This window comes from Mesorhizobium oxytropidicola, assembly GCF_056174625.1.
Genome location: NZ_CM149692.1, coordinates 4,310,151 through 4,331,673 on the forward strand (window position 1 = coordinate 4,310,151; position 21,523 = coordinate 4,331,673).

21 protein-coding genes and 2 pseudogenes are annotated in these 21,523 nt (G+C 62.9%); 16 read left to right on the forward strand and 7 right to left on the reverse strand.

Going from position 1 to position 21,523, the window contains the following annotated elements; all coding sequences use genetic code 11:
• Positions 1 to 12: 12 nt before the first annotated feature.
• The 3 genes from AC0V8S_RS21455 to AC0V8S_RS21465 all read right to left on the reverse strand — a co-directional run bounded on the left by AC0V8S_RS21455 (position 13) and on the right by AC0V8S_RS21465 (position 3,084).
• Complete coding sequence (locus AC0V8S_RS21455) at positions 13 to 735, reverse strand: class I SAM-dependent methyltransferase (RefSeq protein ID WP_475433201.1); 723 nt, start codon at positions 733 to 735, stop codon at positions 13 to 15.
• A gap of 85 nt (positions 736 to 820) precedes the next feature.
• Positions 821 to 2,107, reverse strand: a complete 1,287-nt coding sequence (locus AC0V8S_RS21460) for a dihydroorotase (protein WP_475433202.1) — start codon at positions 2,105 to 2,107, stop codon at positions 821 to 823.
• Positions 2,104 to 3,084, reverse strand: a complete 981-nt coding sequence (locus AC0V8S_RS21465) for an aspartate carbamoyltransferase catalytic subunit (RefSeq protein ID WP_475433204.1) — start codon at positions 3,082 to 3,084, stop codon at positions 2,104 to 2,106. Before AC0V8S_RS21465 ends, AC0V8S_RS21460 begins: the two co-directional genes overlap by 4 nt.
• Positions 3,085 to 3,241: 157 nt before the next feature.
• Between AC0V8S_RS21465 and AC0V8S_RS21470 the strand changes: the two genes are divergently transcribed.
• The 3 genes from AC0V8S_RS21470 (at position 3,242) to AC0V8S_RS21480 (ending at position 5,912) form a co-directional block, all read left to right on the forward strand.
• Positions 3,242 to 4,870 (forward strand): DNA alkylation response protein, encoded by a 1,629-nt coding sequence (locus tag AC0V8S_RS21470; protein WP_032930346.1) that lies wholly within the window; start codon positions 3,242 to 3,244, stop codon positions 4,868 to 4,870.
• Positions 4,871 to 5,007: 137 nt separating this feature from the next.
• The gene (locus AC0V8S_RS21475) at positions 5,008 to 5,571 is read left to right on the forward strand and encodes a hypothetical protein (protein ID WP_183459852.1); all 564 of its coding nucleotides are present in this window, start codon (positions 5,008 to 5,010) and stop codon (positions 5,569 to 5,571) included.
• Entirely contained in the window at positions 5,571 to 5,912 is a 342-nt protein-coding gene (locus tag AC0V8S_RS21480; protein WP_183459850.1) for a DUF6105 family protein, read from the forward strand. Before AC0V8S_RS21475 ends, AC0V8S_RS21480 begins: the two co-directional genes overlap by 1 nt.
• Here the strand turns inward: AC0V8S_RS21480 and ruvX are convergent.
• Entirely contained in the window at positions 5,830 to 6,336 is a 507-nt protein-coding gene (gene ruvX, locus AC0V8S_RS21485) for a Holliday junction resolvase RuvX (protein WP_475433205.1), read from the reverse strand. The two genes, AC0V8S_RS21480 and ruvX, sit on opposite strands and share 83 nt — an antisense overlap.
• A gap of 125 nt (positions 6,337 to 6,461) precedes the next feature.
• Here ruvX and AC0V8S_RS21490 point away from each other — a divergent pair, with 125 nt between their 5' ends.
• From AC0V8S_RS21490 to AC0V8S_RS21520, 7 genes are all read left to right on the forward strand, one after another.
• On the forward strand, positions 6,462 to 7,169 hold the full coding sequence (locus AC0V8S_RS21490) for a metal-dependent hydrolase (protein WP_183459848.1): 708 nt from the start codon (positions 6,462 to 6,464) through the stop codon (positions 7,167 to 7,169).
• A gap of 24 nt (positions 7,170 to 7,193) precedes the next feature.
• The gene (locus AC0V8S_RS21495; RefSeq protein WP_183459846.1) at positions 7,194 to 7,610 is read left to right on the forward strand and encodes a hypothetical protein; all 417 of its coding nucleotides are present in this window, start codon (positions 7,194 to 7,196) and stop codon (positions 7,608 to 7,610) included.
• On the forward strand, positions 7,607 to 8,464 hold the full coding sequence (locus AC0V8S_RS21500) for a radical SAM protein (protein ID WP_475433207.1): 858 nt from the start codon (positions 7,607 to 7,609) through the stop codon (positions 8,462 to 8,464). Before AC0V8S_RS21495 ends, AC0V8S_RS21500 begins: the two co-directional genes overlap by 4 nt.
• Before the next feature lie 80 nt (positions 8,465 to 8,544).
• A complete protein-coding gene (gene gatC / locus AC0V8S_RS21505) occupies positions 8,545 to 8,832 on the forward strand; it encodes an Asp-tRNA(Asn)/Glu-tRNA(Gln) amidotransferase subunit GatC (protein WP_027029060.1) in 288 nt (95 codons plus the stop codon).
• Positions 8,833 to 8,839: 7 nt separating this feature from the next.
• Positions 8,840 to 9,295 carry a GNAT family N-acetyltransferase gene (locus AC0V8S_RS21510; RefSeq protein ID WP_475433209.1) on the forward strand — a complete coding sequence of 152 codons (456 nt, stop codon included), beginning with the start codon at positions 8,840 to 8,842 and terminating at the stop codon, positions 9,293 to 9,295.
• Complete coding sequence (locus AC0V8S_RS21515; RefSeq protein WP_475433211.1) at positions 9,295 to 10,860, forward strand: amidase; 1,566 nt, start codon at positions 9,295 to 9,297, stop codon at positions 10,858 to 10,860. The genes AC0V8S_RS21510 and AC0V8S_RS21515 overlap by 1 nt, the downstream gene beginning before the upstream one ends.
• A gap of 130 nt (positions 10,861 to 10,990) precedes the next feature.
• Positions 10,991 to 11,788, forward strand: a complete 798-nt coding sequence (locus AC0V8S_RS21520; RefSeq protein ID WP_475433212.1) for a YdcF family protein — start codon at positions 10,991 to 10,993, stop codon at positions 11,786 to 11,788.
• Here AC0V8S_RS21520 and AC0V8S_RS21525 read toward each other — a convergent pair.
• Positions 11,761 to 12,480 (reverse strand): DUF599 domain-containing protein, encoded by a 720-nt coding sequence (locus AC0V8S_RS21525; protein ID WP_475433213.1) that lies wholly within the window; start codon positions 12,478 to 12,480, stop codon positions 11,761 to 11,763. The two genes, AC0V8S_RS21520 and AC0V8S_RS21525, sit on opposite strands and share 28 nt — an antisense overlap.
• Positions 12,481 to 12,502: 22 nt before the next feature.
• Positions 12,503 to 13,201: a cysteine hydrolase family protein gene (locus tag AC0V8S_RS21530; protein ID WP_475433215.1), complete on the reverse strand. Its 699-nt coding sequence runs from the start codon at positions 13,199 to 13,201 to the stop codon at positions 12,503 to 12,505.
• 187 nt (positions 13,202 to 13,388) lie between these two features.
• Between AC0V8S_RS21530 and AC0V8S_RS21535 the strand changes: the two genes are divergently transcribed.
• The 3 genes from AC0V8S_RS21535 to AC0V8S_RS21545 all read left to right on the forward strand — a co-directional run bounded on the left by AC0V8S_RS21535 (position 13,389) and on the right by AC0V8S_RS21545 (position 16,276).
• On the forward strand, positions 13,389 to 14,792 hold the full coding sequence (locus AC0V8S_RS21535; RefSeq protein ID WP_475433217.1) for an L-serine ammonia-lyase: 1,404 nt from the start codon (positions 13,389 to 13,391) through the stop codon (positions 14,790 to 14,792).
• A 70-nt stretch (positions 14,793 to 14,862) separates the two neighbouring features.
• On the forward strand, positions 14,863 to 15,300 hold the full coding sequence (locus AC0V8S_RS21540; protein WP_095200142.1) for a DUF1489 family protein: 438 nt from the start codon (positions 14,863 to 14,865) through the stop codon (positions 15,298 to 15,300).
• A 274-nt stretch (positions 15,301 to 15,574) separates the two neighbouring features.
• Entirely contained in the window at positions 15,575 to 16,276 is a 702-nt protein-coding gene (locus tag AC0V8S_RS21545; protein ID WP_475433220.1) for a DnaJ domain-containing protein, read from the forward strand.
• 46 nt (positions 16,277 to 16,322) lie between these two features.
• On the opposite strand, the pseudogene AC0V8S_RS21550 reads toward AC0V8S_RS21545, so the two are convergent.
• Positions 16,323 to 17,764 (reverse strand): annotated as a pseudogene (locus AC0V8S_RS21550) (SPOR domain-containing protein).
• Positions 17,765 to 18,049: 285 nt separating this feature from the next.
• On the opposite strand from AC0V8S_RS21550, the gene AC0V8S_RS21555 reads away from it, so the two are divergent.
• The 3 genes and pseudogenes from AC0V8S_RS21555 (at position 18,050) to clpA (ending at position 21,461) form a co-directional block, all read left to right on the forward strand.
• Entirely contained in the window at positions 18,050 to 18,379 is a 330-nt protein-coding gene (locus tag AC0V8S_RS21555) for a phasin family protein (protein WP_475433221.1), read from the forward strand.
• Positions 18,380 to 18,656: 277 nt separating this feature from the next.
• Complete coding sequence (gene clpS, locus AC0V8S_RS21560) at positions 18,657 to 18,986, forward strand: ATP-dependent Clp protease adapter ClpS (protein WP_027051901.1); 330 nt, start codon at positions 18,657 to 18,659, stop codon at positions 18,984 to 18,986.
• A 6-nt stretch (positions 18,987 to 18,992) separates the two neighbouring features.
• Positions 18,993 to 21,461 (forward strand): annotated as a pseudogene (gene clpA, locus AC0V8S_RS21565) (ATP-dependent Clp protease ATP-binding subunit ClpA).
• The last annotated feature ends 62 nt before the right edge of the window (positions 21,462 to 21,523 follow it).

Genomic DNA, 21,523 nt, shown 5'->3' on the forward strand with positions numbered 1-21,523 from the left:
CTTGGCTTGCGTTCAAGCCAAGGCGATGACGAACGAGTCACCGATCAGGGGCCCTTCGCCTGGCGCTCTATGGACGATTCGCCAACCGCAGCCCTCAACCAGACGGGCAAGGAAATCAGGATCGTAAAAGCACATGCCGCCGTTCCTGTCCGGGCTCCTGTCTTCGAACTCGGCGATCCCGGCATCCAGAAAGCAAGTGAAAAGAAGGCGGCCCTGAGTTGCCGTGTGGCGGCGCAGGAGGGTGAAGATGAACGCCGCGTCATCGGGATTCTGGTGGGTGATCACAGAAAATAGCGAGACGACGTCAAAGGCGCGCAAGGGCAGCGGAAGTTCCGTCTCATTGGAGAGTGGGCGCCCTTTCGGGTTATAGAGCGGATGGTGCGCGTCCAGAAGGACATAGGAGAAACGGGGATCGCGTACGGTGGAGCGCAGGAAGTCGATCATCTCCGCGAAGCAGTCGACGCCAGTGTAGGATTGGATCGGAATCCTGCGATTTAGGATAGCCTGGGTGAACCGGACGCCGCAGCCGAAGTCGAGCAGCCGGCTGGCTGCGAGAGTCTTCAATCCGATCTGCTGCCGCAGCCTCTCCAGCAGCCAGGCACCGCTATCCTCCGGCGGCATCAGGGAACTCACCTTCTGGGAATTCCGGTTGAACTTCTGTGTGACGATGATCTTCGGCGCGGGACGAAGGCGACGCCAGATCGACTGCAGCCAGGAAGGATGATGCGATCTCATGGCAAAGGCTCTCGGAAGAGTGGGTGGATGACAGTTCACCGTACCGCGAAACCAGAGTGCTGCGAAGATTGGCTGGTCGGCAGGATTAAGCTGAAAATACTGTGCGGCCCGCCACCAGCGTTTGCAAGACCTTGCCTTGCAGGCGGGCCCCTTCGAAACAGGTGTTTTTCGAGCGCGAGCGAATGCCGCTTTCGCTGACGATCCAGGGCTCATCGAGATCGACAAGTGCAAGGTCCGCAATGGCGCCGGGCTTCAGCGTGCCGCCGGGCAGCCCAAACAGTTTTGCCGGCGCGGTGGACAGCGTTTCGATCAGTCGCAGCAAGGGCACGTCGCCATTGTGGTAGAGCCGCAAGGCCGCTCCCAGAAGCGTTTCGAGGCCGATGGCGCCGGCCGCGGCGTCGGCGAAGGGTAGGCGCTTGGTGTCGACATCCTGCGGATCGTGCGAGGAGACGATGATGTCGACCGTGCCGTCCCTGACCGCCTCGATCATCGCCAGCCGGTCTTCCTCGGCGCGCAGTGGCGGCGTCAGGCGGAAGAAGGTGCGGTATTCGCCGACATCGTTTTCATTGAGCGACAGATTGTGGATCGACACGCCTGATGTCACTGCCGCGCCATCGGCTTTCGCGCGCGTCACGGCGTTTGCCGCCATCGCCGTCGAGATCTTCGCCGCATGGTAGGAGCCGCGCGTCAGACGGGCCAAAGCCAGATCGCGCTCCAGCGGGATCGATTCGGCTTCACGCGGAATGCCGGAAAGTCCGAGCCAACTGGCGTACAGGCCCTCGTTCATGACGCCGGACGAGCCGAGGTCGGCATCCTGGGTCTCATGCACGATGGTGGCGCCGAAGTCGCGGGCATAGGTCAGCGCTCGGCGCATCACCAGCGAACTGGCGATCGTGTGGCGGCCATCGGTGAAAGCGACGGCGCCGGCCTCGCGCAGAAGGCCGAACTCGGTCATCTCGCGGCCGTCCAGCCCCTTGGTGATCGCCGCGGCCGGGAAGATGTTGACGATCGCCGTGTCCTTGGCGGTGCGCAACACGAACTCGACCAGCGCGACATTGTCGATCACCGGGTTGGTATCAGGCATCATGACGACGGAGGTGACGCCACCGGCCGCCGCCGCGACACTCGCCGAAGCGATGGTTTCGCGATGCTCGCCGCCCGGCTCGCCGATGAAGACGCGGCCGTCGATCAGGCCGGGAATGATCGCCTTGCCGGCGCAATCGATCGTCATAGCGCCCTCGGGCGCGCCCTGGTTCAGCGCCGCCTTGCCGGCGGCAACGATCTTGCGGCCCTCGACAATGACGGAGCCGACTTCGTCGATGCCGCGCGAGGGGTCGACGATGCGGGCGCGTTCAAAGACCATTATGCTCATGCGCCGCGGCCCTCTTGGTTGCGGCCCTCTTGATTACGACGGGGGTCGAGCAGCGCTTCCATCACCGCCATGCGCACGGCGACGCCCATCTCCACCTGTTCCTGGATGACGCTTTGCGGGCCGTCGGCGATTTCCGAGGCGATTTCGACGCCGCGGTTCATCGGGCCGGGATGCATCACCATCGCGTCGTCCTTGGCGGCCTTCAGCTTTTCGGCGTCGAGGCCGAAATAGCGGAAATATTCGCGCACCGAAGGCACGAAGGCGCCTTCCATCCGCTCGCGCTGCAGCCGCAGCATCATCACCACGTCGGCGTCCTTGAGGCCCTCGGCCATCGAGCGGGTGACGATGACGCCCATTTTCTCGATACCGGACGGCAGCAGCGTCGAAGGCGCCACCACCCGCACCTGTGCACCAAGCGCGTTGAGAAGCATGATGTTGGAGCGCGCCACGCGCGAATGCAGGATGTCGCCGCAGATCGCCACGATCAGCTTCGACAGCGGACCCTTGGCGCGGCGGATGGTCAGCGCGTCAAGCAGCGCCTGCGTCGGGTGTTCATGCGCGCCGTCGCCGGCGTTGACGACGGAGCAGCCGACCTTTTGGGCCAGAAGTGCCGCGGCACCCGCCGACTGATGGCGGATGATCAGGATGTCGGGCCGCATGGCGTTGAGCGTCATCGCGGTGTCGATGAGCGTCTCGCCCTTCTTCACCGAAGAACTCGCCACCGACATGTTCATGACGTCGGCGCCGAGCCGCTTTCCGGCCAGCTCGAACGAGGACTGCGTGCGGGTCGAGGCTTCGTAGAAGAGGTTGATCTGGGTGCGCCCGCGCAGCGTCGAGGTTTTCTTCTCGGACTGCCGCGAAATCGCGACGGCCCGATCCGCCCTGTCGAGCAAAAGCTCGATGTCGGCCGGCGAAAGATCGCTGATGCCCAGAAGATGGCGGTGAGGATAGAGTGGCAGGGACGAAGCGTCGGTCATCTCAAGGCGCTGCTATAGGGTGCGGATTTCGCGCCCGCAAGCACCCGCTTTGGATTGGCGCCGTTCTCCCCGGTATTTTCGTCGCGCGCGCGGCAACGCTTGGCTATATCTACCCAATGGCCCCGGATTCGTGGCTTTCCGACGATAAGGACGAATTGTGACCGACGACGTGACGAACCAGCCGCCGCCGCTGACGGGCGGCAACGCTTGGCGAGGCGATCCGTTGCTGATCCAGCTTGCCGAACGGTTTTCCGACCCGGTGCGCAAGGACCTCGACGGGCTCGGCCGTTTTGTCCTGACGCAGGAAGCGCAGGAACTGGCGCGCCTGGCCAATGTCGAGACGCCGAAACTCAGGACGCATGATCGCCAGGGACGGCGCATCGACCTGGTCGAGTTCCATCCTGCCTATCACGCCTTGATGCGCCGCTCGGTGGCCAACGGGCTGCATTCCTCGGTCTGGGAAAACGGCGACGCCGAGATCGGCCGCCGCCACCAGGTCCGAGCCGCCCGTTTCTACCTGACCGCCGAGCTCGAGACCGGGCATCTTTGCCCCATCACCATGACCAGCGCTTCGCTGGCGGCGTTGATGGCCAGCCCGAAACTGTTTCGTGAATGGGCGCCGCGGGTCACGACACGCAAATACGACCAGAGCCAGAAGCCACCGGTCGAGAAGACCGGGCTGACGCTCGGCATGGGCATGACCGAGAAGCAGGGCGGTACGGATGTGCGCGCCAATGTGACGAGGGCCGAACGCGCCGGCAGTGGTTTTTATCGCCTGACCGGCCACAAATGGTTCATGTCGGCGCCGATGTCGGACGCCTTCCTGGTGCTGGCGCAGGCGCCGGAAGGACTGTCCTGCTTCCTCGTACCGCGCGTTCTCGGCGACGGCTCGGGCAATGGCTTCCGCTTCCAGCGGCTGAAGGACAAGCTCGGCAACCGCTCCAACGCGTCTTCCGAAGTCGAATTCGTCAACGCCATCGGCGAGATGGTCGGCGAACCCGGCGCCGGCGTGAAGACGATCATGGACATGGTGACCTTGACCCGGCTCGATTGCGCCGTGGCATCGTCGGCGATCATGCGGGCAGGGCTGGCGGAAGCGGTTCATCATGCCCGCCATCGCCAGGTGTTCGGCTCGACCTTGATCGAGCAGCCGCTGATGCAGCGCGTGCTGGCCGATATGGCGCTCGATGTCGCCGCGGCAACCGCGCTATCGTTCCGGCTGGCGCGTTCCTTCGACGAAGCGGCGAGCGATCGCGGCGAGGCGGCGTTTGCCCGCGCCATGACGCCGGTTGTCAAATACTGGGTGTGCAAGATCGCGCCGCCGCTGCTCTACGAGGCGATGGAGTGCCTCGGCGGCAACGGCTATGTCGAGGAAGCGCCGCTCGCCCGTTATTATCGTGAGGCCCCGGTCAATGCGATCTGGGAAGGGTCGGGCAATGTCATGGCGCTCGATGTGCTGCGCGTGCTTGGCCGGGCGCCGGGCCTATTCGAAGAGGTGCTGGCCGGCATCGACCGTGACCTCGGTGCCGGCGGGCGCGGCACGATCGGCGTGCTGAAGGCGGCGATGCAGGTGGCTTCGACCGACGAGGGCTCGGCACGCCTGCTGACCGAACAGCTGGCGTTGTCGGCGGCCGCGGCGGAACTGCGGCGGCTCGGGGCAGGGCGGATCGCCGATGCCTTCGTCGAGACGCGCCTGGCCGGCCAGTGGCGCAACACTTATGGCATGATCGATTCGCGCCACGACGCGCGCATGATCATCGACACGCTCTATCCGCCGGTGAACTGAGCCGAGATCGGGTGCATCGAACGTATCCGAGGGGACTATGGCGTGCCCTGTGGATCGCCGTTAACCTTAACAAATGGTTTCCGTTGCGGCGGCGAGCGGCAAAGCCCACTGTCATTCCTGCCGAAGCAGGAACCACGATGCGACACGTATTGACCTCTTTTCTGTCTGTGCACTGGGCGATCGTTTTCGCCCTGCTGGCGCTGATCTGCATCGATGGAGACCGCGGTGTCACGGCAGCCCTCGGCGTACTCGGTGTGACCGTCGAGAGCGCCCGCTTCGTCAATCTGGAAAACATCGTCGTTGTCGCGCCGCTGGCGATCGCCTTGCTGGTCGTGTCGGTGCTGTTCTTTTGGGCCTTTGTCGATACGCTGATCAACGATGCGGCCAGCCCGGGCGCCGACAGCGTCGTTCGCATCGCCTTCATTTCCGCTTCCGGTGTGCTGTCGATGATCCTGATCGGCGGCGCTGCGCAAGGCATCAACGGGCTGTTCATGGTCGTCGCTGTGCAACTCGCCGCGCTTCTGGTCTCTTATGTCGCGATGCTTGCCGAGCGGCGCTCGGCAGCGGTGTCGGAGGACGCTGCTTTCCACGCCACGGCGCACAACATGGCGAAGGCGGCGGCCCACAATTCGCTGCTCTCCATGATATCAGGCCGGACCAGCCCCAACCGGACCGGCCCTAAAGCGAAGGGAGGCCGCTGATGCGCTACATCTTCGCATTTTGGGCGGCTCCGATGGCGCTGTTCTGGGGATGGTTCTATCTGTCGGCCAATGACATGAATTTCGGTTACGTGATGCTCAGCCGGCAGATGCACGACTTCTTCTTCCAGCTCTATGGCCAGATGCTAGGCATCGATCCGACGATCATCCCCGGCATGGTGGCGAAGACGTGCATCTTCGACGGATTTCTGCTGATGGCGCTGTGGGCGTTCCGCCGTCGCCGCGAAATCGCCGGCTGGCTTAAACAGCGCTGGGAGGGTCCGGTTCCGTTCGAACGGATGCAGCGAGCGACTGAAGCCGGTCCAAAACTCCCTGCAGAATAAAGGCCGCGGCCGCCGAATCGATCTTGCCGGCGCGTTTGGCGCGCGAGAAATCCATTTCGATCAGCGTCCTTTCGGCCGCCACCGTCGACAGCCGTTCGTCCCAGAACACGAAGGGCAGGTCGCTCAGCTGCGCCATGTTGCGTACGAAGGCGCGTGATTTCTGCGCACGCGGACCTTCCGACCCATCCATGTTGATCGGCAGCCCGATCACCACAGCGCCGACATTCTCCTTCGCTAGCAAGGCCAGAAGCACGGCGGCATCGAGCGAGAATTTCCTGCGCATGATGACCGGGCGCGGATGCGCGAAGGCGAATCCCCGGTCGGAAACCGCCACGCCGATTGTCTTGTCGCCGAGATCGAGCCCCGCCAGCGTCCTGCCATCGGCGAGCCGTGCCGGCAATTGCTCAATCGTGATGACAGCCAACGGTTTTCCCTCCTCTTTTTCAGCGGCACGCGTCCTTCCGGAGGCGCGGCGGACACTATACCCTTTGATCTCGGGGCCATCGGCGTTCTATCCTCTGGCCCGGCAAAAATCGAGGAATGCATTGCATGAAACTGACCTGGTACGGCCATTCGGCCTTCCGTATCGAAACCGGCGACGCCAAGATCCTCATCGACCCCTATCTGATCGGCAATCCGTCCTGGACGGGCGGCTGGGAAGGGCCGGCCGAAGGGATTACGCATGTCCTGCTGACACACGGACATAACGACCACATCAGCGGCGCGCTGGAAGTGCTCGGCAAAAGCGGCGCCCAGTTGGTCGCCAATTTCGAGATCTGCATGTATCTGGTCGGCAAGGGCGCCGACGGCAGCAAGATCAATCCCGGCAACATCGGCGGCACGGTCGATTGCGGTGGCTTCACCACCACTTTCGTCCAGGCGCTGCACTCCTCCTCGTTTGGCGAAGACGGCGGCAGGAACGTCTATCTCGGCAATCCGGGTGGACTGGTGCTGCATTTCCCGGATGACCGGACGCTCTACCACATGGGCGATACCGACATCTTTTCCGACATGGCGCTGATCAATGAATTGCATGAGCCAAAGATCGGCATCGTGCCGATCGGCGACCGCTTCACCATGGGCGGCGCGGTGGCGGCACTTGCCTGCCGCCGTTTCTTCAAGTTCGACACGGTCGTCCCCTGCCACTTCGGCACGTTTCCGATGATCGATCCGACGCCTGAGAAATTCCAGGCCGGCCTGGAGGGATCCGGCGTGAAGGTCGCATTGACGAAAATCGGTGAAACGATAACGATCTAGAAACAGCCAAAGCGGAACAAATCCATGGCGTTGGGGCGATCTCTTTGTGTGTCGATGTTTGTCGCGGCATCGCCCGCGCTCGCCGCGGATGACTTCATCGAAGGCGTCTATCTGCAATCGGAGGAGCTTTGCACGCAGGCCAAAAAGGATACGCTGCAGACGCTGATCGACGCCGGCAACATTGTGTTGTCGGCGCACGGCCTGCAAGGCGTCGAATACAATTGCGAGTTCGTTCAGGTCAGCAAGGCGACACGCTCGCCAAGCTGGGCGGTGACGGCCATCTGCCAGGAGCCGGGCTATGTCTTTCCCGATGTGCTCTCGGTGACGCAAATGAACCCGACGCAGGTCGATCTCGTATCGGTCCGGCCGATCGATGACGAAAGCGAGGCGAGCGGTAACAGCGGCAGCTACTATCTGTGCGAGGGCGTTGTCCTGCCATGACCATGATGCAGCGCATCAAGTCGCTTTTTCGCCATGAGCGGCTGGTGTTCCCAAAACTGGAACTGCATGTCGCGCATGGCTGTAATCTCTCCTGCGAAAGCTGTTCGCACTACTCCAATCACGGGCATTCCGGCACCGTCTCGCTCGAGGAGGCAGACCGCTGGATGGGGCAGTGGAGCCGGCGCATAGACGTTGCCTGGTTCTCCATCCTGGGCGGAGAGCCCACCATCCATCCGGAACTGCCCGCCTTCGTCGGGCTGGTCCGGCGGCATTGGCCGAGTGCCCGCATAGAGATCGTCAGCAACGGCTTTTTCCTGCACCGGCATCCGACATTGCCGGCGATTCTCGCCGCCGACGGCAACACCCAATTGAGTGTCTCGGTTCATCACGCCTCCGAGGAGTACCAGGAGAGATTGAAACCGGTCTTCGATCTGCTGGAGGCATGGCGCCGGGAACACGAGCTGTATATCCAGATCCGCCCATCAGACAAGAACTGGACCCGTCGCTACGAAGGCTTCGGCAGCTCCATGGCGCCGTTCGAGGATGGCGATCCTCGTGCCAGTTGGGAAGTCTGCCCGGCTCGCCAATGCAAGCAACTCCACGCCGGACAGATCTGGAAGTGTGCGCCTCTCGCCTATCTGCAGATGCAGAAGACAAAATTCCGCCTTTCCGACAAGTGGGATCCCTATCTGGCGTATCGGCCGCTTGAGCCGGGCTGTTCCAATGCGGAATTGCGAGCCTTCGCCGCGCTGGAAGACGAGGACGCATGCGGCATGTGTTCGTCAAAGAGGCGATTGTTCGAGTTGCCCAACCCGCTGCGCCGCCCCAAGGACCAGGTCGGCACGGCAGCCTAGTGCGATGCCTGGCACGATGCATGTTGCGCACCGCGCGCCGCGCCGCTATAGCCCAAACTGGTTTTCCCGAGGCAAAAAGTATGTCCGTTGATGTCAAGACTGTGAAGCGCGTCGCGCGTCTCGCCCGCATTGCGGTGAGCGAAGAAGATGCAGAACGCATGACCGGCGAACTGAACGCCATACTGGGCTTTGTCGAGCAGTTGAACGAGGTCGATGTCTCCGGCGTTGAGCCGATGACTTCGGTGACGCCGATGGAGATGAAGAAGCGCAGGGATGTCGTCACCGACGGCAACAAGGCGGCCGACATCGTCGCCAATGCACCGGCGACCGAAGAGAATTTCTTTCTCGTGCCGAAGGTCGTGGAGTAAGGCGCCGATGGCAATCGAGATCGCCATCGAGACGCCGCTGCAGGACGATGTGCGCGGCTTGGTCCACGAACTCAACGAGACTTTGCTCGAACTGACGCCGCCGGAGCATTGCTACCATCTGACGGTCGAGCAGATGGCCGGCCAGGACACCACCGTTTTCATCGCCCGCGATAACGGCATCGCCATTGGCTGTGGCGCGCTGAAGCGCCATGGCAATGCCATTGGCGAGGTCAAGCGCATGTATACGCGGCCTTCGCATCGCGGCCGTAAGATCGGCGCCCAGATTGTCGAGCGGGTCGAAGCGCTGGCGAGGCAGGAAGGACTGAAGCGGCTGGTGCTGGAGACGGGTGATCGTCATCCTGCCGCGTGGACCGTCTACGAACGTGCCGGGTTCTCGCGCTGCGGGCCGGTGCTGGATTATCCCGATTCCGAGTGGTCGGTGTTTTACGAAAAGAGCCTTTGATGAGCGACCTGACCCGACTGACGATTTCGCAGGCCCGCGCCAAGCTGCGCGGCAAGGAAATCACCGCGACCGAGATCACCGAGGCCTATCTCTCGGCGATCGATCGCGCCAACCCGGCGCTCAATGCCTATGTCGCGGTGACCGGCGACAAGGCACGCGACATGGCCAAGGCGTCCGACGCCAGGCTGGTCAAGGGCGAGGGCGGTGCGCTGGAAGGCATTCCGCTGGGAATCAAGGACCTGTTCGGCACCGAAGGCGTCCACACCCAGGCCTGCAGCCACGTGCTCGACGGCTTCAAGCCGCGCTACGAATCGACCGTCACCGCCAATCTGTGGGCCGACGGCGCGGTGATGCTCGGCAAGCTCAACATGGATGAGTTCGCCATGGGCTCGTCCAACGAGACCTCCTATTACGGCCCGGTCATCAACCCGTGGCGGCGTTCGCGCCTCGACACGGTGGTGATGCCGACGACGCATCAGGGCGACGGCGGCTTCGTCTCGGCCGGCGGCACCAGGACCCAGCGCAGCCTGGACAATGCACAGCTGGTGCCGGGCGGTTCGTCCGGCGGCTCGGCGACCGCCGTTTCGGCCTTCCTGTGTGCCGGTGCGACGGCGACGGACACCGGCGGTTCGATCCGCCAGCCAGCCGCTTTCACCGGAACCGTCGGTATCAAGCCGACCTATGGCCGCTGCTCGCGCTGGGGGATCGTCGCCTTCGCCTCGTCGCTCGACCAGGCCGGACCGATTGCGCGTGACGTGCGCGACGCGGCGATCCTTTTGAAGTCGATGGCGTCCGTCGATCCGAAGGACACGACCTCTGTCGACCGGCCGGTGCCGGACTACGAGGCGGCGATCGGCAAGCCGATCAAGGGCATGAAGGTCGGCATTCCCAAGGAGTATCGCGTCGACGGCATGCCCGAGGAGATCGAGGCGCTGTGGCAGAAGGGCATTGCCTGGCTGAGGGATGCCGGCGCCGAGATCGTCGATATCTCCTTGCCGCATACGAAGTACGCACTGCCTGCATATTACATCGTGGCGCCCGCCGAAGCCTCGTCCAACCTGGCGCGCTATGACGGCGTCCGCTACGGCTTGCGCGTGCCCGGCAAGGACATTGTCGAGATGTATGAGAAGACCCGCGCCGCCGGTTTCGGCCGCGAGGTCAAGCGCCGCATCATGATCGGCACCTATGTGCTGTCGGCCGGCTATTACGACGCCTACTATCTGCAGGCGCAGAAGGTTCGCAACCTGATCAAGCGCGACTTCGAGAATGTCTTCGCCGCCGGCGTCGACGTCATCTTGACCCCGGCAACGCCGTCCGCCGCCTTCGGCATCGCTGACGAGGACATGGCCGCCGATCCGGTCAAGATGTACCTCAACGACATTTTCACGGTCACCGTGAACATGGCCGGCCTGCCGGGCATCGCCGTGCCCGCCGGCCTTGACCCGAAAGGGCTGCCGCTCGGCCTGCAGCTCATCGGTCGGCCGTTCGAGGAAGAAACGCTGTTCCAGACGGCTGCCATCATCGAGCAGGCGGCCGGCAAATTTCAGCCGGAGAAGTGGTGGTAAGGGGTCGCTCGTCCAGCGTATGACCTTGAAAGTCAGAATCGATTTTCGGAAAGGATCATGCGCAAAATCAAAGTGTTACAGCGTCCTTGGTGCGCCAAAGACCCGTGTGGCGCTGTAGTGGGGTGAGGCGATGTTCTTCCTTCTTTCCAAGGTCTTCTGGTTTTTCATCCAGCCACTCAACCTGACGATCTTTCTGCTTCTGGCAGGGCTGATCGCAGCAATGATCGGCCGGCGGCGGCTGGCCGTCACCGGCAGCGTTCTCGCCTTCCTCATTCTGGCGCTCTCGACCTGGACGTCGCTTGGCGCGATGATGCTCAACCCGCTCGAGGAGCGTTTTCCGCGCCCGGCGCTGCCGCAAAAGGTCGACGGCATCGTCGTGCTCGGCGGCGGTTTCGAGGGCGCCATCAACTTAGCGCGTGGCGGCTATGAATTGAGCAGCAGCGGCGACCGCATGGTCGAGACCGCAATCCTCGCCCGGCGCTTCCCGCAGGCCAAGGTTGTTGTATCAGGCGGACACGGCGCGTTTTTCATCGACGCCGAGGGGGACGCCGACACCGCGTCCCGCCTGCTCGTTCCGCTCGGTGTATCGGCCGATCGTCTTGTCCTCGAGGACAAATCACGCAACACATACGAAAATGCAGTCTTCAGCCGCAAACTTGTCGAACCGAAGCCGGGCGAGACCTGGCTGCTGGTGACCTCCGCCTTCCACATGCCACGAGCCAAGGCGCTGTTCGACAAGGCTGGTTTTCCGACCGTTCCATGGCCGGTCGACTATCACACCTCGGGCAAGGAAGGTGTCGGCTTGTTTCGCGACAATCCGATCGATTCCGTGCAAAACACCACCATAGCGCTCCGCGAATGGATCGGGCTTTTCGCCTATTGGCTTTCCGGCCGCATCGATCAGCCTTTTCCAGCACCGGGCGGCTGACCGATGACGGCGCGCCGCGCCGCCGAGAAGAACTGGCGCCGTACCAGCACGGCCAGCAGCAGCAGCGTCGACAGCACGAACACCATCGGATCGACGAACCAGCCGAGATAGCCGATCGAGAAGAATACGCCGCGCAGGCCGGAGTTAAAATGCTTGCCGGCCAGCATGTTCATTTGCGTCGCGCGCCAGACCGCCGTTTGCGTGACCGGATTGCGCGAGGCTTCGCCATAGGGGATCGGCACCGCACCGATAAGGATCGAGCAATAGTTGAACAGCCGGTAGGCCCAGCCGAATTTGAAGAACGAGAAGGCCAGGATCAGCACCAGCCCCAGCACCTTGATCTGAAAGGCCGGGCGCGACGGCGCGCCGCCCAAGGGCAGGTTGCTCAGCACTTCAAGCACCCGGTCGGACGCGCCGAGCAAGGCAAAACAGCCGCCGAGCGCGATCAGCGAACTCGAGGCGAAGAAGGCGGTTCCCTGCTGCAGGCCGCTCATGATGGCGGTGTCGACGATACGGATCTCGCGCTCGGCCATAGTACGCATCCAGGCTTCGCGCTGTGCATTCATCGCCGTCGTCAGCGACTTGCGGCTGACCAGCCTGCCGTCGGAAGCGAGCGTGTGCAGCACCCAGGCGAGGAGGAAGAGGGCCAACGCCCCGAGATCGGCCGTAGACAAATAGGAGGAATTGCCCATGCTCTGTTCTTACCCTGGCTTTTTATGTCAGCAAGGCTTCGGCGGCCTGCATTTGCAGGGCTTCGACGACCATGTCGGTCCTGGTGACCCACCCCAAGGCGTTCTCGAAATTCCACAATGTCGACTGGCGATTGAAGTCCGGACCCGAATGGTTGATCGCGTCCTCGACCAGGATGGGCCAGAATTCCAGCATATAGGCGTCGCGCGCGGTCGCATCGACGCAGATGTTGGTGGCGACCCCGGTGAACAGGAGGTAGCGGATTTCCCGGGCGCGCAGATACGCTTCCAGGCCGGAATTGCAAAAGCCGCTGTAGCGCGATTTGCGGATGACCTGGTCGCCCGGCTCGGGCTTCAGTGCATCGACGATCCGCCAATCCCAGCTGTCGTCGATCAACAGCCTGCCGCGAAGCTCCGGGCGCTCACGCATCAGCACCATGCCCAATTCCTTTTGATAGTTCGGCGACGAGGGGTCTCCCGCGTCGCTGAGGTCGGGCCGGTAGGACATCTGGAGATAGACCACCGGCACACCGTTTTCGCGGGCCACGCCAAGCAGGCGCCTGTTGGCTTCGATGGCGGGCGCCGCGCCTGAAATGTCGATGCCTCCCAGGTCGAACATGCCGCCCGCCGAGACGAAGGCATTCTGCATGTCGACGACGACTACGGCGGTCTTCTTAGGGTCGATAGGCACCGGTTTCGGCCTGGCATTCAACGCGAGCATCATGTCCCCCTCCGCGACCGCAAATCGTGCCGGTGCGTCACGCAAAGAATAGCCGCGCCCCGACGGTCCGGCAATCAATGTCGCTGCCGGAGCAAACAAGGTCGGCAGGTGCTGCGCCGCGATTGTCAAAAGAGCGGAAACATCGCGGGAATTCCTATATGTAGTCCTCGACGTGACTCTAGGAGACAGCGTGTTCCTTTCGGTTTTCGACCTGTTCAAGATCGGTATCGGCCCCTCCAGCTCGCACACGATGGGGCCGATGACGGCGGCTGCCCGTTTCCTCGACGAAGTCCTCAATGGCGACTGGCCGCGACCGGCCGGTGTCGCGGTGGATCGCGTCGGCGCCAGCCTGCACGGGTCGCTCGCCTATACCGGCATTGGCCATGGCTCGGATCGCGCAGTGGTGCTTGGTCTTGCCGGCCTGACGCCGCAGACCGTCGACCCGGATCAGGCCGATGGCGTCGCCGCGCGCATTGCCTTGGAAAAGCGGCTCACGCCGCCCGGCCATCCATCCTATCGCTTTGACCCGGCCGCCGATCTGGTGCTCGACCGCAAGACGCCGCTCACCGGTCACGCCAACGGCATGGCGTTCTATGCCTACGATGCCGGTGACCGCCTGCTGCTCAAGCGCATCTACTATTCGATCGGCGGCGGCTTCGTGGTTTCGGAAGAAGAGCTGCAGCGGATGAAGGCCAAGGGCTCGGTCACGACCGAAGGCAAGAAGGTGCCGTATCCCTTCAAGAACGCCGTCGAGATGCTGAAGATGGCGGACAAGAGCGGCCTTTCCATTGCCGAGATGAAGCGCGTCAACGAGGAAACGCAGATGTCGCGCGAAGAGCTCGACACCGGCCTCGACGCCATCTGGGGTGCGATGAAGAGCTGCATCGACCGTGGCCTGTCGCAGGACGGCATCATGCCGGGCGGGTTGAAGGTGCGCCGCCGCGCCCGGCAGCTGCACGACAAGTTGCAGGAACAGTGGCAGCAGAACCGGCCGAATCCGCTGCTCGCCAATGACTGGCTGTCGATCTATGCCATGGCCGTCAACGAGGAGAATGCCGCCGGCGGCCGCGTCGTCACCGCACCGACCAATGGTGCGGCCGGCACGCTGCCGGCGGTGCTGCGCTACTGGCTGCATTTCCACCCCGAGGCTGATCAGCCCAGCATCCGCGACTTCCTGCTGACGGCGGCCGCCGTCGGCGGCATCATCAAGACCAATGCCTCGATTTCGGGCGCCGAGGTCGGCTGCCAGGGCGAGGTCGGCTCCGCCTCGGCGATGGCCGCGGCGGGCCTCTGCGCCGTTATGGGCGGCACGCCCATGCAGGTCGAGAATGCCGCCGAGATCGCGCTCGAACACCATCTCGGCATGACCTGCGATCCGGTCGGCGGTCTGGTGCAAGTGCCGTGCATCGAGCGCAACGCACTCGGCGCGGTCAAGGCGGTGACAGCCGCATCACTGGCGATCAAAGGGGACGGCGTCCACTTCGTGCCGCTCGACGCGGCGATCGAGACCATGCGCCAGACCGGCCTCGACATGAACGAGAAGTACAAGGAAACCAGCCTTGGCGGTCTCGCCGTCAATGTCGTGGAGTGCTGAGCAACGCTTGGCACTGTGGAGAAGTCCGTCAGGCCGTTGACGTCCCGGCGCTCCGGACTAACCTTAGCGGATGGCTCTCAATCTCCTAAAACTGTGCGTCGGCTGCGACAGCGTCGAGGATCTCGAGGAATGGATCGAGTTCCGTCTCGACGAACGGCGCCGCGCCGGGGAACCTGCCGAACACTGGCACACCACCCGCATGGTGCCGACACGCGGTGCCGAAATCACCGATGGCGGGTCGCTGTACTGGGTGATCAAGGGCAATGTGCAATGCCGCCAGCTGATCACCGAGATCCGGCCGTTCACCGACGACGAGGGCATCGGCCGCTGCCACCTGATGCTCGATCCGCAAGTCGTGCGCACCGACTGGCAGCCGCGCCGGGCTTTCCAGGGCTGGCGCTACCTGAAACCGTCGGATGCGCCGACCGATCTCGGCAAGGGCAAGGCCGGGCTGGTCGAGATGCCGCCGAAACTCAGGCGCGAGCTTGCCGACCTCGGCTTGCTGTAGGCCATCGCGCGGACGCGTTGCCTGTTTGGCGCGGGCTTTTCTGGCCCTCCATCTTGCTTCGCACTGGACTTGCAAGCGGCTCGACAACGCCACATCTTGAAATCCATGCGCAATGAAAAGCTGTCGAAGCCGACAAGGACAGCGGGGTTGGAGAGCCATCCGGCATGGTGGTCCTCTTCCTGTCCGGGTGAAGGCCATCATTCCGGCGCAGAAAAGTGTTTGATGACATCACGCGGCTGTCCAAACGGACAGGGTATCTGCGGGGCGGTGGGAAATGTTAGGCGCAATTATCGGTCTGGTCGCTTTGCTGCTGGTGCTCCTGGGCGTAGCCTCGGCCTTCCTCCGGGCTGATCCGGCCCAGCTGGCAAGCGGGATGAGAACACTCGGGCCGATCTTGCTGGCGCTGGTGGGCGGCGCCGTGCTTCTGGTTGGTCGAAGCGGAATCGGCGGCGTCATGCTGTTCGTGGCGATCGGCTGGTATGCCGCCACGCGCGCGAACCGGACCGATGTCAGGCCGGCGCCGGGAAAACGCTCAACGGTGCGGACGGCAGCGCTCGAAATGGAGCTGGATCACAATACGGGCGGCCTCGAAGGACTGGTCCTGGCCGGCCGCCATGACGGCAAGATGCTTGGCGCGATGGGCCTCGGCGAGCTGCAGCATCTCTACCGCGAACTCTCCGGCGATGCGGAGAGCCGCCAGTTGCTAGAGACGTATCTTGACGGCAGATTTCCCGTCTGGCGCAAAAACACTGAGACGAACGGTGGCGAAGGGCTGGGTGTTGCGCCAGGTCCGGGCGCCATGACTAAGGAGGAGGCCTACAAGGTCCTTGGTCTTGAAGCGGGGGCCGCCGCGGCGGATGTCCGCAAGGCGCACCGCCGCTTGATGCAGCGCCTGCACCCCGATATCGGCGGCACGTCTTTCCTGGCGGCGCGAATCAACGAAGCCAAGGACGTCTTGCTCTCCAATCACAACTAGTCTCCTTCGACGCAGAATTTTTCCGGGAGATCGCTTTCACGCCGTCCTATTGCTGGACGGCGAAGCACTCGATTTTCTTCTTCTTCAAAGCGGTGCAGGCCTTCCAGGCGGCGTCCTTCGAACCAAAGCCGCCGAAACGGGCGCGGTAATAGGTGACGCCGTCCTTGTCGAAGGCGACGGTAAAGCCGGCGGCATCCGCCAGCACCTTCGGCGCCTGCTTGGTGGTCTTGTCGAGGAAGGCCTGGGCTTCCGACTGTTTTGGCGAGGACGCGACCTGGATAGCCCAGCCCGACGGCACCGAAGCGGTGTTGACCGGATCGACAGTCGGCGTCGGCTCGGCAGCCGGTGCCGGCTCGGCATAGGCGGCCACGACCTGAGCGGTGGCAACCTTGGGCGCGGCGACGATGACCGTCTTCACCTTCTTTGCCGGGACAACCAGTTTGGGTGCTTCGGCCTCGGCGCTCTCTTCGTCATCACCCTGCGCAACAGTCGCGTCTTCGGCAACGGACGTGTCGTCGGCGCTGGCCACCGCCACCGGCTTGTCATCCGGGGTCGGTGCGTCGTGCTTGGGCAGAAGAACCTTGGCAAGGGCCTTGACCGGGTTGCTGCTGCTGTCCGCCTTGGCAATGAGATCGCCACCACCGCGGGTCGAGGCCCTCGGCATGTAGGTGTTGATCAAGGATGCCATCTGGTTGTCGCGGCTGCCGCCCGACGTGCCGCCCATGACAACGGCAACCAGGCGGCGGTTGCCGTCATTAACCGACGAGACAAGGTTGAAGCCGGAAGCGCGGGTGTAACCGGTCTTGATGCCGTCGACGCCCTTGATGCGTCCGAGCAGACGGTTATGGCCATTGATGCGCTGGCGGCCGTAGAGAAGGAGCGCTGCGAGAAATAGCCGTAGTACTGGGGAAAATGCTCCCTGAGCGCGATGCCGAGCGTCGCCATATCGCGCGCCGTGGTGAACTGGCCGGGGTCGGGCAGGCCGTTGGCGTTGCGGAAGACGGTGCCGTTCATGCCGAGCGCCCGCGCCTTAGCGGTCATCATGCGGGCAAAAGTCGTTTCATCGCCGCCAAGCATTTCACCGAGCGCGGTGGCCGAGTCGTTCGCAGACTTGGTGACGATCGACAGGATCGCGGTTTCGACCGTGACCGAACCGCCCGGCTTCACGCCGAGTTTCGTCGGCGCCTCGGCGGAGGCGTGAGCCGAAAACACGACCGGCGAATTCCTGCTGATCTTGCCCTTCGCCATGGCTTCGAAGGTCAGATAAAGCGTCATCATCTTGGTCAGCGACGCCGGGTAGCGCCTGCCATTGGCATCCACGGAGTACAGCACCTTGCCCGTCTTGGCGTCCACGACAATGGCCGCCTGCCGCGCTGCCAGTGAGGAGGCAACGTCGGCGCAAACGAACGTCAACGCCAGGGCGAAGACCATGATCGCTTTGAGAGGGGAGGTGGATTTGGACACGATGCCCAACAACGCCTTACGCACTGATATTTCCCTTGAATTCTTCGTTGCGTTGGAGGCGGCAAAGGGTCCTGCCTCACTTTCAGCCAAGCTAACGGGGCAGCGTTACCAATCCGTTTATGGTAACCGCCGCGTTCACCATTTTCTTCGGGCTTGAAACTCACTTTATTTGATTTTTAGCCATTGCCTGCGCAGGCGGGCTCCGCACGCCGGCGAAATATTGACTTTTGTGCGGCGCACAATATATTAAGGTGCATTGCACAAGGGCGCCCCGAAGAAGGACGCCTCAACCGTCAAGGGAATCGTGAAATGACCCAGACCTATGAGGACTTCAGCAAATACGGCAAGGAATTCGCCGACACCGGATTGAAGAGCTTCGCTTCGCTGTCCAAGGGCGCCCAGGCGATCGCCACCGAGGCCGGTGAGTACACCAAGAAGAGCTTTGAAGCCGGCAGCGCCGCTGTCGAGAAGCTGCTTTCGGCCAAGTCGCTGGATAAGGCGATCGAGATCCACACAGACTACGCCAAGCAGTCCTACGAGGCGTTCGTCGCCGAGGCCACCAAGATCGGCGACCTCTATGCCGAACTCGCCAAGGAGGCCTACAAGCCGTTCGAATCGATCGTTGCCAAGGCGAAGTAATTTCGCCCGACAGTTTCAGATCCGGCCCTTTGGGCCCGGGACAGAACCCGGTCGCGGAAACGCGGCCGGGTTTTTTCATGCCATTTTCCCATCCGGAGCCGCGTAGCGCTTCACGATTGCGAAAATCCGCCAAGTTTGGTCACCTAGCCATATTGTCAGCTAACCAGAAGGGCTTAAAATCGTCCATCGAACACCTACATGTCGAACTCGCATGAGGATTCGAAAGAGGCAGGATTACGTGACGATCGGTTTGACTGCCACGAGACAAGTGGCGCGGATGCAAAACGGCAGCGGCGACGGCAATGAGGCCGGCCGCGGGACGGCCGTCATCACGCGCACCAAAACCAAAACCAAGAAGCCCAGCCTTTACCGGGTCCTCATCCTCAACGACGACTACACTCCGATGGAGTTCGTGGTTCACGTGCTGGAGCGTTTTTTCCAGAAGGACCGCGAAGCCGCCACACGCATCATGCTTCATGTTCACAATCATGGAGTGGGCGAGTGCGGGGTCTATACATTCGAGGTGGCCGAGACCAAAGTGTCTCAGGTCATGGATTTCGCCCGACAGAATCAGCATCCGCTGCAATGCGTGATGGAGAAGAAGTGAGGTAACATGCCGGCTTTCTCCCAAGGCCTGGAAAAGGCGCTTCACCAGGCGCTGACGCTCGCCAACGAGCGGCACCACGAATACGCAACCCTTGAACACCTGCTGCTCGCGTTGATCGACGACACCGAGGCGGCCGCCGTCATGCGCGCCTGCAATGTCGATCTCGATGAGCTCAAGCACACTGTTCTCACCTATATCGACACCGAGCTCGACAATCTGGTCACCGGCTACGATGAGGAACTCCAAGCCGACCGCCGGCTTCCAGCGCGTCATCCAGCGCGCGGTGATCCATGTGCAGTCGTCTGGCCGTGAGGAAGTCTCGGGCGCCAACGTGCTCGTCGCGATCTTCGCCGAGCGCGAGAGCCACGCCGCCTATTTCCTGCAGGAACAGCAGATGACCCGCTACGACGCGGTCAACTACATCTCGCACGGCATCGCCAAGCGTCCCGGTGCGTCGGAGACGCGTTCGCCGCGCGGCGCCGATGACGAGCAGGGCGGCCAGAACGGCGCCGAGCCGCAAGAGGAAGGCGGCAAGAAAAGCAGCAGCAGGATGCGCTGACCGCTTATTGCGTCAACCTCAACAACAAGGCCAAGGCCGGCAAGATCGATCCGCTGATCGGCCGCGAGTCGGAGATCAACCGCACCATCCAGGTGCTGTGCCGCCGCTCCAAGAACAACCCGCTCTATGTCGGTGATCCCGGCGTCGGCAAGACGGCGATCGCTGAAGGCTTGGCCAAGCGCATCGTCGAGGGCGACGTTCCCGAGGTGCTGCACAACGCCACCATCTTCGCGCTCGACATGGGCACGTTGCTTGCCGGCACGCGCTATCGCGGCGATTTCGAGGAACGTTTGAAACAGGTCGTCAAGGAACTCGAGGACTATCCGGGTGCGGTGCTGTTCATCGACGAGATCCACACGGTGATCGGTGCGGGTGCCACGTCAGGCGGCGCTATGGACGCGTCGAACCTGTTGAAGCCGGCCTTGTCGTCGGGTGCGATCCGCTGCATCGGCTCGACCACCTACAAGGAATTCCGCCAGTTCTTCGAGAAGGATCGCGCTCTGGTGCGGCGCTTCCAGAAGATCGACGTCAACGAGCCGACCATCGAGGACGCCATCGAGATCATGAAGGGCCTCAAGCCCTATTATGAGGAATTCCACAAGGTGAAGTTCACCAACGAGGCGATCAAGGCTTCGGTGGAACTGTCGGCCCGCTACATCAACGACCGCAAGCTGCCGGACAAGGCAATCGACGTGATCGACGAGACCGGTGCCTCGCAGATGCTGGTGCCGGAAGCCAAGCGCAAGAAGACCATTGGCATCAAGGAGATCGAGGCAACGATCGCCACCATGGCGCGCATTCCGCCGAAGACGGTTTCGGCCGATGACGAGAAGGTGCTGCAGGGCCTCGACATCGAGCTGAAGCGCGTCGTCTATGGTCAAGACACCGCGATCACCGCGCTGACCTCGGCGATCAAGTTGGCCCGTGCCGGCCTGCGCGAACCGGAAAAGCCGATCGGCTCGTATCTGTTCTCGGGTCCGACCGGCGTCGGCAAGACCGAAGTCGCCAAGCAACTCGCCGCCTCGCTTGGCGTCGAGCTGATCCGCTTCGACATGTCGGAGTATATGGAACGCCACACCGTTTCGCGGCTGATCGGCGCGCCTCCCGGCTATGTCGGCTTCGACCAGGGCGGTCTGTTGACCGACGGTGTCGACCAGCATCCGCACTGCGTGCTGTTGCTGGACGAGGTCGAGAAGGCACATCCGGACCTGTTCAACATCCTGTTGCAGGTGATGGACCATGGCAAGCTGACCGACCACAACGGCAAGCAGATCGACTTCCGCAATGTCATCCTGATCATGACCACCAATGCGGGCGCATCCGATGCGCAGCGCGCGGCGATCGGTTTCGGGTCGACCAAGCGCGAAGGCGACGATGTCGAGGCGATCAACCGGCTGTTCACGCCGGAGTTCCGCAACCGTCTCGATGCGATCATCCCGTTCGGCTCGCTGCCGGTGCCGGTCATCCATCAGGTGGTGCAGAAGTTCGTCATGCAGCTCGAGGCGCAGCTCTCCGAGCGTGGCGTTACCTTCGACCTGTCGCCGGATGCGATCGCTTGGCTCGCCGACAAGGGCTATGACGAGCGCATGGGCGCGCGGCCGCTCGGCCGTGTGATCCAGGAGCACATCAAGAAGCCGTTGGCCGACGAGGTGCTGTTCGGCAAGCTCAAGAAGGGCGGCACGGTGCGCGTCACCGTCGAGAAGAAGGAAACCGGCGAGACCGGCCTGAAACTCGAATCGCTGGCCGACGAGGCGCCGGTGAAGCCGAAGAAGGAAGAGCCGGAAGACGCGCCGAAGCCGCCCAAGGCCGTGGCCAAGAAGCCTGCCGCGAAGAAGATCGTGGCGCAGAAGCCGGAGCCCAAGGGCAAGGACGGCGGCAAGCGCAGCCTGGTCCCGCAACTGCCCCGCAAGGGCTGATCGGCACTTACTCGAAAAAGCCCCGGAAACGGGGCTTTTTCATTTGGGCAATAGGGTGGCTA